15 protein-coding genes are annotated in these 16,564 nt (G+C 55.3%); 8 read left to right on the forward strand and 7 right to left on the reverse strand.

What is annotated here, in order from left to right:
- Nucleotides 1-24 precede the first annotated feature (24 nt).
- Nucleotides 25-306, reverse strand: coding sequence for a YjcB family protein (locus L383_RS03955; protein ID WP_014882153.1), 282 nt, complete (start codon nucleotides 304-306; stop codon nucleotides 25-27).
- Between the two features lie 527 nt (nucleotides 307-833).
- Here L383_RS03955 and L383_RS03950 point away from each other — a divergent pair.
- Nucleotides 834-2,405, forward strand: coding sequence for an EAL domain-containing protein (locus tag L383_RS03950; RefSeq protein ID WP_023331805.1), 1,572 nt, complete (start codon nucleotides 834-836; stop codon nucleotides 2,403-2,405).
- Here L383_RS03950 and soxS read toward each other — a convergent pair whose 3' ends face one another.
- On the reverse strand, nucleotides 2,406-2,732 hold the full coding sequence (soxS, locus tag L383_RS03945) for a superoxide response transcriptional regulator SoxS (protein WP_008503387.1): 327 nt from the start codon (nucleotides 2,730-2,732) through the stop codon (nucleotides 2,406-2,408).
- Nucleotides 2,733-2,830: 98 nt separating this feature from the next.
- Between soxS and soxR the strand changes: the two genes are divergently transcribed.
- From soxR to L383_RS03925, 4 genes are all read left to right on the forward strand, one after another.
- Nucleotides 2,831-3,289 carry a redox-sensitive transcriptional activator SoxR gene (gene soxR, locus L383_RS03940; RefSeq protein WP_023331806.1) on the forward strand — a complete coding sequence of 153 codons (459 nt, stop codon included), beginning with the start codon at nucleotides 2,831-2,833 and terminating at the stop codon, nucleotides 3,287-3,289.
- Between the two features lie 373 nt (nucleotides 3,290-3,662).
- The gene (locus L383_RS03935; RefSeq protein ID WP_023331807.1) at nucleotides 3,663-4,334 is read left to right on the forward strand and encodes a glutathione S-transferase family protein; all 672 of its coding nucleotides are present in this window, start codon (nucleotides 3,663-3,665) and stop codon (nucleotides 4,332-4,334) included.
- 294 nt (nucleotides 4,335-4,628) lie between these two features.
- Nucleotides 4,629-5,978 (forward strand): guanine/hypoxanthine transporter GhxP, encoded by a 1,350-nt coding sequence (gene ghxP / locus L383_RS03930; protein ID WP_014882157.1) that lies wholly within the window; start codon nucleotides 4,629-4,631, stop codon nucleotides 5,976-5,978.
- Nucleotides 5,979-6,128: 150 nt separating this feature from the next.
- Nucleotides 6,129-7,775 carry a Na+/H+ antiporter gene (locus tag L383_RS03925; protein WP_014882158.1) on the forward strand — a complete coding sequence of 549 codons (1,647 nt, stop codon included), beginning with the start codon at nucleotides 6,129-6,131 and terminating at the stop codon, nucleotides 7,773-7,775.
- 80 nt (nucleotides 7,776-7,855) lie between these two features.
- Here L383_RS03925 and L383_RS03920 read toward each other — a convergent pair whose 3' ends face one another.
- Entirely contained in the window at nucleotides 7,856-8,743 is an 888-nt protein-coding gene (locus L383_RS03920; protein ID WP_023331808.1) for a LysR family transcriptional regulator, read from the reverse strand.
- Between the two features lie 102 nt (nucleotides 8,744-8,845).
- On the opposite strand from L383_RS03920, the gene L383_RS03915 reads away from it, so the two are divergent.
- The gene (locus L383_RS03915; RefSeq protein WP_014882160.1) at nucleotides 8,846-9,256 is read left to right on the forward strand and encodes a CidA/LrgA family protein; all 411 of its coding nucleotides are present in this window, start codon (nucleotides 8,846-8,848) and stop codon (nucleotides 9,254-9,256) included.
- Nucleotides 9,249-9,938: an LrgB family protein gene (locus L383_RS03910; RefSeq protein ID WP_023331809.1), complete on the forward strand. Its 690-nt coding sequence runs from the start codon at nucleotides 9,249-9,251 to the stop codon at nucleotides 9,936-9,938. The genes L383_RS03915 and L383_RS03910 overlap by 8 nt, the downstream gene beginning before the upstream one ends.
- 32 nt (nucleotides 9,939-9,970) lie before the next feature.
- On the opposite strand, the gene actP is transcribed toward L383_RS03910, so the two are convergent.
- The 3 genes from actP to acs form a co-directional block, all read right to left on the reverse strand.
- The gene (gene actP, locus L383_RS03905) at nucleotides 9,971-11,620 is read right to left on the reverse strand and encodes a cation/acetate symporter ActP (RefSeq protein ID WP_014882162.1); all 1,650 of its coding nucleotides are present in this window, start codon (nucleotides 11,618-11,620) and stop codon (nucleotides 9,971-9,973) included.
- Nucleotides 11,617-11,931: a DUF485 domain-containing protein gene (locus L383_RS03900; RefSeq protein WP_014882163.1), complete on the reverse strand. Its 315-nt coding sequence runs from the start codon at nucleotides 11,929-11,931 to the stop codon at nucleotides 11,617-11,619. Before L383_RS03900 ends, actP begins: the two co-directional genes overlap by 4 nt.
- 138 nt (nucleotides 11,932-12,069) lie before the next feature.
- Nucleotides 12,070-14,028 (reverse strand): acetate--CoA ligase, encoded by a 1,959-nt coding sequence (gene acs / locus L383_RS03895; RefSeq protein WP_023331810.1) that lies wholly within the window; start codon nucleotides 14,026-14,028, stop codon nucleotides 12,070-12,072.
- A 423-nt stretch (nucleotides 14,029-14,451) separates the two neighbouring features.
- Here acs and gltP point away from each other — a divergent pair, with 423 nt between their 5' ends.
- Entirely contained in the window at nucleotides 14,452-15,765 is a 1,314-nt protein-coding gene (gene gltP / locus L383_RS03890; RefSeq protein ID WP_014882165.1) for a glutamate/aspartate:proton symporter GltP, read from the forward strand.
- An 80-nt stretch (nucleotides 15,766-15,845) separates the two neighbouring features.
- On the opposite strand, the gene L383_RS03885 is transcribed toward gltP, so the two are convergent.
- Nucleotides 15,846-16,520 (reverse strand): tetratricopeptide repeat protein, encoded by a 675-nt coding sequence (locus L383_RS03885; protein WP_023331811.1) that lies wholly within the window; start codon nucleotides 16,518-16,520, stop codon nucleotides 15,846-15,848.
- Between the last annotated feature and the right edge of the window lie 44 nt (nucleotides 16,521-16,564).

Below are 16,564 nucleotides of genomic sequence, written 5' to 3' on the forward strand. Positions count from 1 at the left end.
CTGGGTTTTTTGTTTATACAGGAATCAGGTAATCACCATTGGCCAGTCTGGTGGCTGGTGGCTCATTGCCTCTACCATCACGACTTTAATATTTTCCCAGACAGCGGCAATATCCAGCAGGGTGATGCCCAACAGGCCCGTTGCGAACCAGCAAGCCGCGCCAAGTCCCAGCAGAGTGCTGATGACCGCAAGACCCGCGTAGTCAGATTTACGAAACTGAATGTTCAGCGTGCTGGCTAAAAACATCAGTACCGCGCTCAACAAAGGCCAGCGCAGGAGAACCATGCTGGTAGTAATGGTTGCCATAGAACCCATCCTCTACAAAACAGACGAACTGAATGAAACGGTGTTTCTCGTTACAGAATATGTGTGAACTATATCACATTTGTTGATTTATTCGCCAGCGTCTGAGCGTTCAAAATGGGGATTTTATTACGCAAAAAAGGCGATGGTGCCGGGTACCTGGGTCCCGATACCTGGCTGAGCGGACACACGATGGGCCAGCCACGTTGTTTTTATAAGTGGCACGTTATTTTTTGCTCATCCTGAAAATAATGTGGTAATAGCCGGGCATTTATAAAACATCGATTCTCTGTTGTGTTATCTTCAAACCCCACATGTGCGCTGGATAATTATTTCCCTTAATTGAAACGGAACGAATACTTACAGTTTAGCTTACGGGAAAATATTATCGTCATAACGAAATTTAAGATTTTTAATACTAAAAGTCAGTTGCTAACTTCGCATGATTCATGCAACGTAATCACCTGTTTAACAAAGCATCCGGCCTTCATTACTACAGGCGTACAACATGCAGGGATATAGGGCGGGAAATGAATCGTAGCGCGCGGCGCAAAATGCTCAGGGTAGTAGGGATCATCATGGTAGTTATGCTGCCGGTGATGCTTGCCCTATGGTTTGCCCAGCTAAGAGCCGTGTCGGAAACAAGCGCTCAGCTCCGTACATTTGCTGAACTGGCTTTAGACAAAACAGAACTGGTTATTCAACAAGTTGATCTGGCCCGGGACGAGGCCGAAAAATATCAGGGTAAACTTTGTACACCGGAACATCGCCAATATATGTTGAACGTTGTGCGTGGCCGCCTGTTTGTCGCTGATTTAATTTATGCAGAAGGTCAGAATTTTCTTTGTTCAACCGTTTTTACACCGGACCAACCTTACGCGATCCCGATTGCCAATTACACCCGTAAACCTGACATCGCTATCTATTATTTTCGCGACACGCCATTTTATACTGGCTATAAAATGACATATATGCAGCGTGGAAATTATGTCGTGGTGGTCAATCCGCTTTCTTACAGCGAAGTGATGTCTACCGATCATTCTCTCTCCTGGGGAGTGTACGACACGGTAACCAATGCATTCTTTTCCGTTAGCCAGAAAGCTAATCCTTCTTTATTAAATTCGATGATTCAGGATAAGGAATCGGTATTTCAAAAAGATAACCGTTTCTATACCGTCGTGAAATCACCGAAACGGCCTATTGCCGCTATCGTGTCGACGTCAAATAAGCGTTTTTACGAAACGCTCTACCATCAGGCGACGTTGACGCTGCCGCTGGGGATGATCTGCAGCATTATTATTTTGCTGGTATGGTCGCGGACGCACCGCGAGCTTAATTCGCCAGGGCGGTTGCTGCATCGGGCGTTGCACAAACGACAGCTTTGCCTGCACTATCAGCCGATTATTGATATCAAGAACAACCAGTGCGTGGGGGCAGAGGCGTTGTTGCGCTGGCCGGGTTTCAACGGGCAGGTGATGAGTCCGGCTGAGTTTATTCCGCTGGCTGAAAAAGAGGGAATGAGCGAGCGGATTACGGATTATGTCGTTGAGGAGGTATTCAGCGATCTGGGTCATTTCCTGGCTGAGCATCCGCATCTCTATATTTCAATTAACCTGTCGGCCACGGATTTCCACTCCTCGCGGCTGATCGCCATGATTTCTGACAAGGCGCGCCACTATGCCGTCCGTGCCCAGCAAATCAAAATCGAAGTGACGGAACGTGGGTTCATTGATGTGCCCAAAACCACTCCGGTGATTCAGGCTTTCCGGCAGGCGGGTTATGAAGTGGCGATCGATGATTTCGGGACCGGTTACTCGAACCTGCACAACCTCTATTCGCTGAACGTCGACATTCTGAAGATCGATAAATCGTTTATTGATACTCTAACGACCAACAGCACCAGCCACCTGATCGCCGAGCATATTATCGAGATGGCGCAAAGCCTGCGGCTTAAAACCATTGCGGAAGGGGTCGAAACGGCAGAGCAGGTGAGTTGGTTGCTGAAGCGTGGCGTCCAGTTCTGTCAGGGATGGCACTTCGCGAAAGCGATGCCGCCCCAGGAATTTATGACCTGGCAGCAGCAACCTTTGCACTATGGGTGATTAATTCAACTGGTGGCGATAGTCGCTCGGCGTACGGTCAAACTCGCGGCGAAACACGCGGGAAAAGGTTTGTTGCGACACATAGCCAAGATCCATCGCGATATCAAAAATTGGTCGCTGCGTTGAGCGTAACGCCTGCGCCGCCAGCAGCAATCTGCGCTGACGAATGTACTCTCCCAGGGTTTGATGCATAACCGTGCGGAACATTCTCTGTAAATACCATTTCGAATAGCCCGACTTTTTAGCGACCACATCAATGTTCAACGGTTGATCGATATGATCATCAATCCATTCAATAAGTGTCTGAATAATCTGCTGATGCGACATAAGGTTGCCCCTCTGTAGATACAACTTTCTTGGTTGATTCGTCGTTTTCTCTGCGGGGGAGTATAATTCCTCAAGTTAACTTGAGGTAAAGAGGTTTTATGGAAAAGAGATTGCCGCGTATTAAAGCGCTTTTAACCCCCGGCGAAGTGGCAAAGCGAAGCGGTGTTGCGGTATCGGCGCTCCACTTCTATGAAAGCAAAGGGTTAATTAAAAGCATCCGTAACGGCGGAAACCAGCGCCGCTATACCCGTGACGTTCTCCGTTATGTGGCGATTATCAAAATTGCGCAACGAATCGGCATTCCCCTGGCGACGATAGGTGAGGCGTTTGGGGTGTTGCCAGAGGGCCACACGCTGAGCCCGAAAGAGTGGAAAGAGCTCTCCTCCCAGTGGCGTGAAGAGCTGGACAGACGTATTCATACGCTGGTTGCGCTGCGCGATGAACTGGACGGTTGTATCGGCTGCGGCTGTCTGTCCCGTAGCGACTGCCCGTTGCGGAACCCTGGCGACAGGCTGGGCGAGCAGGGGACAGGGGCGCGGCTGCTGGAAGAAGATTGAGGTTGTGCGGCCTGTTTGCCGGGTGGCGCGTCGCTTACCCGGCCTACAACACCTGCGAACGTAGGCCGGGTAAGGCGCAGCCGCCACCCGGCATACACACGCACCCTATAAAGAACTAAAGCGCCACTAAGGGCGCTTTAGTTTTTCCCGGTCTTTGTCTTTCTCTCTATCCCGCTGGTTCACGGGAGGGTTTCCCCCGACATCAGCACCCCTCGTGTCGAGCTGGTTGGTGAGGTTCCGGATTGTGCTGACACTTTAATTCTATGCAAGATCGGTTTTTTCGCCAGCGTCTCTGACCGGTTTTTAGCCGAATTTTTTTCGCGGTGTTGTTCAATTTTCTATAGTTAAAAAGTATGAATCACAGGAGAAGACCATGCTCACGGTACATCACCTTAACCAGTCGCGCTCACATCGTGTGATCTGGGCGCTGGAAGAACTCGCCCTGCCTTATGAGATCGTTCACTACCAGCGCGAAAAGAACATGCTGGCGCCGGAGGCTCTCAAAAAGGTGCATCCGTTGGGCAAATCACCCATCATCGAAGATAACGGACTGATCCTCGCGGAATCGGGTGCCATTCTGGAGTACCTCCAGGAAACCTATGATGCCGAATCGCGCCTTAAGCCGTTAGATCCGGCGCATAAGGTGCAATACCGCTTCTGGCTGCATTACGCGGAAGGATCGCTGATGCCACTGCTGTTAATGAAGCTGGTTTTCAACAGCCTCGGCAAGCCGCCCGTGCCGCCAGGCATCCGACTCCTGGGCAAGGCGCTGGGTAAGGGGGTGCAGAAAGCGTATCTCAATCCCCAGCTGGAAACGCATGCGCGCTTTATTGACTCGCATCTCGCTCAAAACAGCTGGTTTGCCGGGGACGCGCTCAGCATGGCCGACATTCAGATGAGTTTCCCGATCTTTGCCCTGCTGGCGCGTGGGGGCATAGACAATCTGCCGCATATTGAGGCCTGGAAGCAAAAGGTCGACAACAGTCCCGGCTGGAAGCGAACCCTGGAACAGGGTGGGCCATTATCCATCCCGGGTGAGGATTAAATGTAAACAAATTGCGCATAGACGATAACGTTTGCGCATCCTCTGTTTATTTCTTCAGCGTCATAAGCGAATTTTAGCGAAAAACGATAAAGTTCAGTTGAAAAGGGCGGTGTTTAGGCTGGATAATCGTTTGCCTTAATTTGACCACCCGTTTTTAAGCGCGGAGCTAAACGTTTGCTTTTTTTGTGACGCCCTTTCGTCGCAAACGCAAGACAAGGATTTGACGTTTAGCTGGCAGTGGCGTCTCCACCACGCTTATGAACGTTCTATAAAAACTCTCAGGGGATGTTTTCTATGTCTACGCCATCTGCGCGTACCGGCGGTTCACTTGACGCCATGTTTAAAATTTCGGCTCGCGGCAGCACCGTGCGTCAGGAAGTTGTTGCCGGTCTGACAACGTTTCTGGCGATGGTTTACTCCGTCATCGTTGTGCCGGGCATGCTGGGTAAAGCGGGCTTCCCGCCAGCAGCTGTTTTTGTCGCGACCTGCCTGGTGGCCGGTGTGGGCTCCATTGTGATGGGGCTGTGGGCGAACCTGCCGCTGGCGATTGGTTGCGCCATCTCTTTGACCGCGTTCACCGCGTTCAGCCTGGTGCTGGGTCAGCAGATCAGCGTACCGGTCGCACTCGGCGCCGTGTTCCTGATGGGTGTGCTGTTCACCGTTATCTCTGCTACCGGCATTCGTAGCTGGATTTTGCGCAACCTGCCGCAGGGCGTGGCGCACGGCACCGGTATCGGCATCGGTCTGTTCCTGCTGCTGATTGCCGCTAACGGCGTGGGCCTGGTGATCAAGAACCCGCTGGACGGCCTGCCGGTGGCGCTGGGGCATTTCGCGAGCTTCCCGGTGATCATGTCGCTGATCGGTCTGGCGGTGATTATCGGTCTGGAAAAACTGAAAGTGCCGGGCGGCATTCTGCTGACCATTATCGGTGTATCCATTGTCGGCCTGATTTTCGATCCGAACGTCCACTTCTCCGGTATTTTCGCCATGCCGTCGCTGAGCGATGACAAGGGCAATTCTCTGATTGGCAGCCTGGATATCGTTGGTGCGCTTAACCCGGTAATCCTGCCAAGCGTGCTGGCGCTGGTGATGACCGCCGTGTTTGACGCAACCGGTACGATTCGCGCGGTGGCCGGTCAGGCTAACCTGCTGGATAAAGACGGTCAGATTATTGATGGCGGCAAAGCCCTGACGACTGACTCCCTGAGCAGCGTCTTCTCAGGACTGGTGGGCGCAGCGCCTGCGGCAGTGTATATCGAGTCCGCAGCGGGCACGGCAGCAGGCGGTAAAACCGGCCTGACGGCCATCACCGTCGGCGTGCTGTTCCTGCTGATCCTGTTCCTCTCTCCGCTCTCTTATCTGGTACCGGCTTACGCGACCGCGCCAGCGCTGATGTATGTCGGCCTGCTGATGCTGAGCAACGTGGCGAAGATCGACTTTGCGGATTTCGTGGATGCCATGTCTGGCCTGATTACCGCCGTGTTTATCGTGCTGACCTGTAACATCGTAACCGGCATCATGATCGGTTTCGCGTCGCTGGTCATTGGTCGTCTGGTCTCTGGTGAATGGCGCAAGCTGAACATCGGCACCGTGGTGATCGCCGTTGCGCTGGTGGCATTCTACGCGGGCGGCTGGGCCATCTAAGTTGTCCATTGATGCGAAAACGGGTGGCTCAGGCCGCCCGTTTTTATTTTCAGAGCTCATCCCGTTGCCTTTTGCGTTACTCTGAAGAAGATAGAATAAAAGGCACGACGCCTTCCGTAGTACATAAGTAACACAGCAAACAGGGAACGCATGGAAATCTTCTTCACAATACTCATCATGACCCTTGTGGTCTCATTATCCGGGGTGGTTACACGCGTACTGCCCTTTCAGGTCCCCCTGCCATTAATGCAAATTGCCATCGGCGCGCTGCTGGCGTGGCCGACGTTTGGCCTGCACGTGGAATTTGACCCCGAACTGTTCCTCGTGCTGTTTATTCCGCCACTGCTGTTTGCTGATGGCTGGAAAACGCCCACGCGCGAATTCCTTGAGCACGGGCGAGAGATCTTCGGCCTGGCGCTGGCGCTGGTTGTCGTCACCGTCGTCGGGATTGGCTTCCTGATTTACTGGGCCGTACCGGGTATCCCGTTAATCCCCGCCTTTGCGCTGGCCGCCGTGCTCTCGCCAACCGATGCCGTGGCGCTTTCCGGCATTGTGGGTGAAGGTCGTATTCCGAAGAAAATCATGGGGATTTTGCAGGGCGAGGCGCTGATGAATGACGCCTCTGGTCTGGTCGCCCTGAAGTTTGCCGTGGCGGTTGCCATGGGGACGATGGTCTTTACCATTGGCGGCGCGACGCTGGAATTCTTCAAAGTGGCGATTGGCGGTATCCTCGCGGGCTTTGTGGTGAGCTGGCTGTATGGTCGCTCCCTGCGCTTCCTCAGCCGCTGGGGCGGTGATGAACCCGCCACGCAAATAGTACTGCTGTTCCTGCTGCCGTTTGCCTCCTACCTGATTGCCGAACATATTGGCGTATCGGGCATTCTGGCGGCGGTAGCGGCAGGGATGACCATTACCCGCTCCGGCGTGATGCGCCGCGCGCCGCTGGCAATGCGTCTGCGTGCCAACAGCACCTGGGCGATGCTGGAATTTGTGTTTAACGGCATGGTATTCCTGCTGTTGGGCCTGCAACTGCCGGGCATTATGGAGTCCTCGCTGATTGCGGCAGAGGCCGATCCGAACGTTGAAGTCTGGATGCTGTTTACCGACATCGTGCTGATCTACATGGCACTGATGCTGGTGCGTTTTGGCTGGCTCTGGACGATGAAGAAATTCAGCGTGCGCTTCCTGACGAAAAAGCCGATGGAGTTTGGCTCCTGGACCACACGCGAGCTGCTGATTGCCTCTTTCGCTGGCGTGCGTGGGGCGATCACCCTTGCCGGTGTGCTCTCTATTCCGCTGCTGCTGCCGACGGGCGATGTCTTCCCGGCGCGCTACGAGCTGGTGTTCCTGGCGGCAGGCGTGATCCTCTTCTCGCTGTTCGTGGGCGTGGTGATGCTGCCGATTTTACTGCAGCACATTGACGCCGGGGATTCGACCCAACAGCATAAAGAGGAGCGTATTGCGCGTGCGGCTACCGCCGAAGTGGCGATAGTCGCTATTCAGAAAATGGAAGAGCGTCTGGCGGCGGATACAGACGAGAACATCGATAATCAGCTGCTGACGGAAGTGAGTTCCCGCGTGATTGGTAACCTGCGCCGTCGGGCTGACGGACGTAATGACGTGGAAAGCTCGCTGCAGGAGGAAAACCTGGAACGCCGGTTCCGCCTGGCGGCGCTGCGTTCAGAGCGTGCCGAGCTGTACCATCTGCGTGCCACGCGGCAGATCAGCAACGAGACGCTGCAAAAGCTGCTGCACGATCTGGATTTGCTGGAAGCGTTGTTGATAGAGAATCAGTAGCGCGCTTTTGCCCGGTGGCGCTGCGCTTACCGGCCTACATTCGAATCGTAGGCCGGGTAAGGCGAAGCCGCCACCCGGCACTATTCAGACTGCACCCAAAACCCCTTACAGCACTCCAGCCACGCCTGCGCGCTATGCGACAGATACACTCCTTCACGCCAGATCATCCCTAACTGCCAGTGCAGCTCGCTCTCCAGCGGGATCCAGCGCAGGGTGTTTTTATCCAGCCGCTCGCAAATTGGCTGCGGCAGAATGGCAATCCCCACGCCAGCCTGAACCATCGCGGCCAGAAAATCCCACTGACCGCTGCGCACCGCAATGCGTGGCTTCACATTATGTTGGTTAAACAGCGTCATCAGCTGGCGGCTTAAGGCGAAGTCTTCGTTGTAGATCAGCAACGGATGTTCGCCGAGCAGTTCGGGTTTCACCGAGTCAATTTGCAGCCAGTCACCGGAGCGCGGTACGAGCACGCACAGCGGATGGCTGAACAGCGGCAGCGTCGCCAGACCGCTCTCTTCCTCTACGGGGAGGGCCGTCATCGCCACATCCAGCTCGCCGTTCATCACGGCCTGCTGGACGGTCAGGCCGCCAAATTCAGAAATTTTTAGCTCAACGCCGGGGTAGCGCTGACGAAAGAGGCTAATCGGCCCGGCCATCATCATGCCGACCATCGGCGGAATGCCAAGACGTAATAGCCCTTTGGTAAGGTGGTTGATATCCGCAAGCTCAGCCTCAAGCTGGCGGAACTCAGCCAGAATCGCCAGCCCACGCTCGAAGACCACGCGCCCGGTATCCGTTAGCAGCAGCTTGCGTCCGTCACGAAGCAGCAGGGTACAGTTCAGCTCGTCCTCAAGGTTTTTCAGCATCTTGCTGATGGTCGGCTGGGTAACGAACAACTTCTCCGCTGCGCGGGTAAAACTTTGCTGGCGAACCACCTCGACAAAATAGCGCAGCGTTCTTATGTCCATGATTATTCCTCGAAACTATACCTTCGATGATTTTAATTCATTTCTGTCCCTGACGTGCGCTCACTATACTGGCGCCTCGTCTCAATTTTGAGGAAAACCCCCATGGCCGTGGCGTTAAGTCGTGTTACGCCTGCCGTTGTGCAACGACTCCAGGTACCGGTTCAGGTACTGCTCTATGCCGGACTGTTTGTTTTCGCGGAATATCTTGTCGACTGGCTGCACCTGCCTTTACCCGCCAACCTGGTCGGGATGGTGCTAATGCTAACGCTGATCCTCTGTCGCGCGTTGCCCCTTAGCTGGGTGCGAGCCGGCGCGCGCTGGCTGCTGGCGGAGATGCTGCTGTTCTTCGTGCCTGCGGTGGTCGCGGTGGTGAACTATGCCCAGCTGCTGATGGTCGACGGCTGGCGCATCTTCGCGGTTATCGCCCTGAGTACGCTGATGGTATTGGGCGCCACTGCCTGGGTGGTGGATAAAGTCTATCGCTTTGAAATCAGCAGGCAGAAGCATGACTAACGTTCAGATAAGCGTGCTGTGTCTGATTGCGACCATCGTAATCTACTTTGCCAACAAGCGTTTGTACCGCCGCTTTCGCGCGCTGCCGCTCATGCCGCTGGTGTTCACCCCCATCCTGCTGGTGCTCATGCTGGTCTTCGGCCATATTTCCTGGCAGAACTACATTGGGGAATCCCACTGGCTGCTGTGGCTGCTCGGCCCGGCAACTATCGCTTTTGCCGTACCCGTTTATGAAAACTTGGCCATTATCAAACGCCACTGGATGTCGCTCAGCGCGGGCGTCGTCACCGCGACGGTGGTGGCGGTCTGTAGCTCCGTCTGGCTGGCGCGGCTGTTTACCCTCTCCGATGAAATTCAGCGCAGCCTGGCCGTGCGCTCGGTGACCACGCCGTTTGCGCTGGCAGCGGCTAAACCGCTCGGCGGGCAGCCGGATCTGGTGGCGCTGTTTGTGGTCGTGACCGGCGTCTTTGGCATGGCGGTGGGCGATATGCTCTTTTTGCGGCTTTCTATTCGGGAGGGGATGGCGAAAGGGGCAGGGTTTGGCGCGGCGTCTCATGGCGCAGGTACGGCGCGTTCGTATGAGCTGGGTCAGCAGGAAGGCGTGGTGGCAAGTCTGGTGATGATGCTCTCTGGCGTGACGATGGTGCTAATCGCACCGCTGGTGGCATGGGTGATGTTTTAAACTCCCCGGCCTGAGAGACCGGGGAGAAAGGCTTAGTGTGCGCGGCCCTGTTCAACGCCAAGGCCGGTTTGGGAGCGAATAAACTGGGCGCGGAATTTCTCACGCTCCAGGTTACCTTCCGGCGAGTTGTCGGTGGCCGAGAAGACCCAGATACCAATAAACGCCACGGCAATCGAGAACAGCGCCGGATACTCATACGGGAAAATGGCGCTTTCGTGACCGAGGATCTGTACCCAGATGGTCGGACCCAGAATCATCAGGATCACCGCCGTCAGCAGCCCCAGCCAGCCGCCAATCATCGCCCCACGGGTGGTCAGTTTTGACCAGTACATGGAGAGCAGGATGATCGGGAAGTTACAGCTCGCCGCAATCGAGAAGGCCAGCCCCACCATAAAGGCGATGTTCTGCTTCTCGAACAGAATACCGAGCAAAATGGCGACCACACCCAGCACCAGCACGGTGATCTTAGAGACTTTCAGCTCGTCACGTTCGCTTGCCCCTTTACGGAACACGTTGGCGTAGAGGTCGTGCGAGACCGCAGAGGCACCTGCCAGCGTCAGTCCCGCTACTACGGCAAGGATGGTGGCGAAGGCCACGGCGGAGATAAAGCCGAGGAACAGGTTACCGCCCACCGCGTCGGCCAGATGCACCGCCGCCATGTTGTTGCCGCCAATCAGCGCACCCGCCGCGTCTTTAAACGCCGGGTTTGCCCCTACCAGCATGATCGCGCCAAAGCCGATGATAAAGGTCAGGATGTAGAAATAACCCATAAAGCCGGTGGCGTAGAAGACGCTCTTACGCGCTTCACGCGCATCGCTCACGGTGAAGAAACGCATCAGAATGTGTGGCAGGCCCGCGGTACCGAACATCAGGCCGAGACCGAGGGAGAGTGCGGATATCGGATCTTTCACCAGCCCGCCCGGGCTCATGATTGCCTCTCCTTTTGGATGAACCGCCATCGCTTCGGTAAACAGGTTATTGAAGCTGAACCCGACGTGCTTCATCACCATAAAGGCCATAAAGCTGGCGCCGAACAGCAGCAGGACCGCTTTGATAATCTGTACCCAGGTGGTCGCCAGCATGCCGCCGAACAGGACGTACATCACCATCAGGACGCCAACCAGTACCACGGCGATGTGGTAGTTCAGACCGAACAGCAGTTCGATCAATTTACCTGCCCCGACCATCTGCGCAATGAGGTATAGCGCGACCACCACCAGCGAACCGCAGGCTGAGAGGGTACGAATGGGCCCCTGTTTCAGGCGATAGGAGGCCACGTCAGCGAAGGTATAGCGCCCGAGGTTGCGCAAGCGCTCGGCAATGAGGAACAGGATGATCGGCCAGCCGACGAGGAAGCCCAGGGAGTAGATCAGGCCGTCGTAGCCGGAGGTATAAACCAGCGCGGAGATCCCGAGGAACGAGGCGGCAGACATAAAGTCGCCCGCTATCGCCAGCCCGTTCTGGAAACCGGTAATGTTGCCACCCGCGGTGTAATAATCATTACGGGAGCGCACGCGCTTCGACGCCCAGTAAGTGATGTACAGCGTCAGCAGGACGAAAATCAGGAACATCACAATCGCCTGCCAGTTAGTCGGCTGACGCTGAACGTCGCCGGTGATGGCATCCGCCGCGTGGGCGGCAAAAGGAAGTGTGGCGGCAAGCGCCGTCAGGATCCGCTTCATGATGCTTTTACCTCTTGCAGTACCGCTCTGTTGAGACGATCGAATTCACCGTTCGCGCGCCAGACGTACACGCCGGTCAGCAAGAAGGAGATCACAATCACGCCAATACCAATAGGAATGCCGCGCGTGACGCTGGTGCCCGCGTGCAGCGGGGTGCCCAGCCAGTGCGGAGCAAAGGCGATCAGCATAATAAAGCCGACGTAGATAATCAGCATGATGATAGAAAGGATGAAGGCAAACCGTTGCCGTTTTTCGACGAGCTCCCTGTAGTGCGCACTATTCTCTATCTGCTGACAAATATGGTCATTCATCACAGAGTCTCCAGAGGTTTGTAGGGTAGGTGTTTGTAGTTATTCCCTCTCCCTGTGGGAGAGGGTTAGGGTGAGGGGAGAAGGTGCGATCAGATGCCCTCACCCCGGCCCTCTCCCACAGGGAGAGGGAGAAAACATTTACGAAGGCATTGCGATGGACTGCTTCTCTTCGAGCAGTTTTTCCACCACGCCAGGATCCGCGAGCGTTGAGGTATCACCGAGGTTGCTGGTATCCCCCGCCGCGATTTTGCGCAGGATACGGCGCATAATCTTGCCGGAGCGGGTTTTCGGCAGCGAGTCGGTCCAGTGCAGCACGTCCGGCGTAGCAAGCGGGCCGATCTCCTTACGTACCCAGTTGCGCACCTCGGCGTACAGCTCGGGTGATGGCTCCTCGCCGTGGTTCAGCGTGACGTAAGCGTAAATCGCCTGGCCTTTGATGTTGTGCGGGATCCCGACAACGGCGGCTTCAGCAATTTTCGGATGCGACACCAGCGCCGATTCAATTTCAGCCGTCCCCAGACGGTGACCAGAAACGTTCAGCACGTCATCCACGCGACCGGTGATCCAGTAATAACCGTCTTCATCACGGCGCGCGCCGTCACCGCTGAAGTACATGTTTTTAAAGGTCGAGAAATAGGTCTGCTCAAAGCGTTCGTGGTCGCCGAACAGGGTACGCGCCTGGCCTGGCCACGAGTCGACGATCACCAGGTTGCCTTCGGTGGCCCCGTCCAGCGGGTTGCCCTCGTTATCCACCAGCGCAGGCTGTACGCCGAAGAATGGACGCGTGGCGGAACCGGCCTTCAGCTGTGTGGCGCCAGGCATAGGAGTGATCATGAAGCCGCCGGTTTCGGTCTGCCACCAGGTGTCCATCACCGGGCATTTTTCATTGCCGATTTTCTTCCAGTACCACTCCCAGGCTTCGGGGTTAATAGGTTCACCCACGGAACCGAGGATGCGCAACGAAGAGCGGTCAGTGCCTTCGATGGCCTTATCGCCTTCCGCCATTAACGCGCGGATCGCCGTTGGCGCGGTGTAGAGAATGTTGACCTGGTGCTTGTCGACTACCTGACACATACGCGCCGGGGTCGGCCAGTTTGGCACGCCCTCAAACATCAGCGTGGTGGCTCCGCAGGCCAGCGGGCCGTAGAGCAGGTAGCTATGCCCGGTCACCCAGCCCACGTCGGCGGTACACCAGTAGATGTCGCCCGGGTGGTAATCGAAGACATATTTAAAGGTCGTGGCCGCATAAACCAGATAACCGCCGGTGGTGTGCAGCACGCCTTTCGGTTTACCGGTTGAACCGGAGGTGTAAAGAATGAACAGCGGGTCTTCAGCATTCATCTCTTCCGGCTGATGCTGGTCACTCGCTTTCTCGATCAGGTCACTCCACCACAGGTCACGTCCCTCGTTCCAGTCGATCTTGCCGCCGGTACGCTTCAGCACGATAACGTTACTGACCGTTTTGACATTCGGGTTTTTCAGCGCTTCATCGACGTTTTTCTTCAGCGGGATACCGCGTCCGGCGCGCACGCCTTCATCGGCGGTGATCACCAGTTTTGAACTGGAATCGACAATACGGCCGGCAACGGCTTCCGGTGAGAACCCGCCGAAGATAACCGAGTGAATTGCGCCGATACGCGCGCAGGCCAGCATAGCAACCGCGGCTTCCGGCACCATTGGCATATAGATAGCGACCACATCGCCCTTTTTAATGCCTTTTTCCAGCAGGACGTTGGCGAAACGGCAGACGTCGCGATGCAGTTCTTTATAGGTAATGTGTTTGCTCTGTGAGGCATCATCGCCTTCCCAGATGATGGCGGTTTCATTCCCGCGTTCGGCAAGATGGCGATCCAGGCAGTTCGCCGCCAGGTTCAGCGTGCCATCTTCATACCATTTAATGGAGACGTTGCCGGGCGCAAAGGAGGTGTTTTTCACCTTCTGATAAGGTTTGATCCAGTCAAGGATGTGTCCCTGCTCGCCCCAGAAGGCGTCAGGGTGGGAAACTGATTGCTGATATTTCTCGTGGTACTGCTCCGGGGTGATCAGGCAACGGTCCGCAATGTTTGCGGGAATGTCGTGTTTATGTATTTGGCTCATGGCTTTTTTTCTCCTTGTAAGATGTTAATAATATGTCGCAAAAACGTTAATAGTAGGGGCTTTACAAGCTTTGTTTATTATTTGGGCTACAGATCACGCATTGTTTGAAGAGGTTGAAAAACGAGCGAATGAAACTTTGAAGGGAAATAATTCAGCCTGACGATTATTCGCATTTAGATTTAAAAAAGCGTTTTTATAACAAATGGTTATTTATCAGGATAATGACAAACTCGCGTTATACCGTCATTTTCCAGTGAAATGCGTCGTTCTTTAAGGCTTGCGCAACAGGTCGCGCAAATGATACTCATACGCCGCGTTAAAAAATCCCATAAACCAACGCAACACAATTCATACCCTTTCAGTATGTCTCCATATTCATGCAGTTTTGCTGGTGCGGAGATTTCATTGAGGAAGTCAGTTTCTATGAAAAACGTTAAAGTCAGCCTGGCCTGGCAGATCTTGCTAGCCCTTGTGCTGGGCATCTTGCTGGGCAGTTATCTCCACTATCATAGCGACAGCCGCGAATGGCTGATTGCCAACCTGCTCTCCCCGGCGGGCGATATCTTTATTCATTTGATCAAGATGATCGTGGTGCCGATTGTGATCTCGACGCTGGTGGTCGGCATTGCCGGGGTCGGTGACGCGAAACAGTTAGGCCGTATCGGTGCGAAAACCATTCTCTATTTCGAAGTGATCACTACGGTTGCGATTATTCTGGGGATTACCCTGGCAAACGTGTTCCAGCCAGGTTCCGGGATCGATATGTCGCAGCTGGCCACGGTGGATATTTCGAAATACCAAAGCACAACGGCGGAAGTGCAGAGCCATGCGCACGGCCTGATGGGCACGATCCTTTCACTGGTGCCGACCAATATCGTGGCATCGATGGCGAAAGGCGAGATGTTGCCGATCATCTTCTTCTCGGTGCTGTTTGGCCTGGGGCTCTCCTCGCTGCCTGCCACGCACCGTGAACCGCTGGTCACCGTCTTCCGCTCTATCTCCGAAACCATGTTCAAAGTGACCCACATGGTGATGCGCTACGCGCCGGTTGGGGTGTTCGCATTGATTGCGGTGACCGTGGCAAACTTCGGCTTTGCCTCCCTGTGGCCGCTGGCGAAGCTGGTGATCCTGGTGCACTTCGCCATCCTGTTCTTTGCGCTGGTGGTGCTGGGCATTGTGGCGCGCCTGTGCGGGCTGAGCATCTGGATCCTGATCCGTATCCTGAAAGATGAGTTGATTCTGGCGTACTCCACGGCAAGCTCTGAGAGCGTGCTGCCGCGCATTATTGAGAAGATGGAGGCTTACGGTGCGCCTGCCTCTATCACCAGCTTCGTGGTGCCGACCGGCTACTCTTTCAACCTGGACGGTTCAACGCTGTACCAGAGTATCGCCGCTATCTTTATTGCGCAGCTGTATGGCATTGACCTGTCGCTGTGGCAGGAGATCGTGCTGGTGCTGACCCTGATGGTGACGTCTAAAGGTATTGCAGGCGTACCGGGCGTTTCGTTCGTGGTGCTGCTGGCGACGCTGGGCAGCGTGGGTATTCCGCTGGAAGGTCTGGCGTTTATCGCCGGTGTCGACCGTATCCTCGACATGGCGCGTACGGCGCTGAACGTGGTGGGGAATGCCCTGGCGGTGCTGGTTATCGCCAAGTGGGAACACAAATTCGACCGTAAAAAAGCGCTGGCGTATGAACGCGAGGTGCTGGGGCGTTTTGATAAGACGGCCGATCGGTAACATCTTATGCCCGGTGGCGCTGCGCTTACCGGGCCTACGGGTTTTGTAGGCCGGATAAGGCGAAGCCGCCACCCGGCGCTTTACTCCCCGCTCAACGCATCAAACTCTTCACATCCCGTATCAAACCCTTCCGTACAGCTCAGGTTCAACCAGTAAAGCGCTTTCTGCTTATTCGGCGTGATAAACCCTTTCTCGCCCTGTCTGAACAGCATTCCCGCCCAGTACTCCGCATAGCCCGTTCGCGACAGGGTAGAACTTCGCTTGAACCACGACGCGGCCCGCACGTCATCCTGAGCCACCTCAACGCCGTTGGCATAGATCAGCCCCAGCAGCAGCTGCGCGTCTACCGCCGAATCGTTGTCGATATCTTCAGTCGCCGTTTGCAGGAGCTTAATGGCCTGGGGATAGTCGGTTTGACCGGCCTGAGTGTTGACCAGCACGCGCGCCAGCATGATCGCGCCGCGTTTGCTGCCTGCAATGTTTGCCTGCTGCGCCAGAGCCTTGGCCTGCGCGTAATCCCCCTGCGTAAAGTGAATTTGCGACAACAGCGCCATGGCATCGACATCGCCACCTTTTGCGGCTTTTTCGGCCCACCGCGCGGCCTGTGTGCGGTCCCCCGAGCTGAAGTAGGTATCAGCAAGATAATACTGGGCGCGGGCATCGCCCGCTTCCGCCTGCTTCAGATACTGGCTGCCTATCTCATCCGCGCAGGCGAACGAGGTTATAAAGAATAACAACAGAAAAATGGCTTTCATGGATTCTTATCTTCTGGGTACACGCCGCGCAGTATAATCGCGGT

The organism is Enterobacter sp. MGH 37, assembly GCF_000534515.1.
GTDB lineage: Bacteria > Pseudomonadota > Gammaproteobacteria > Enterobacterales > Enterobacteriaceae > Enterobacter > Enterobacter kobei.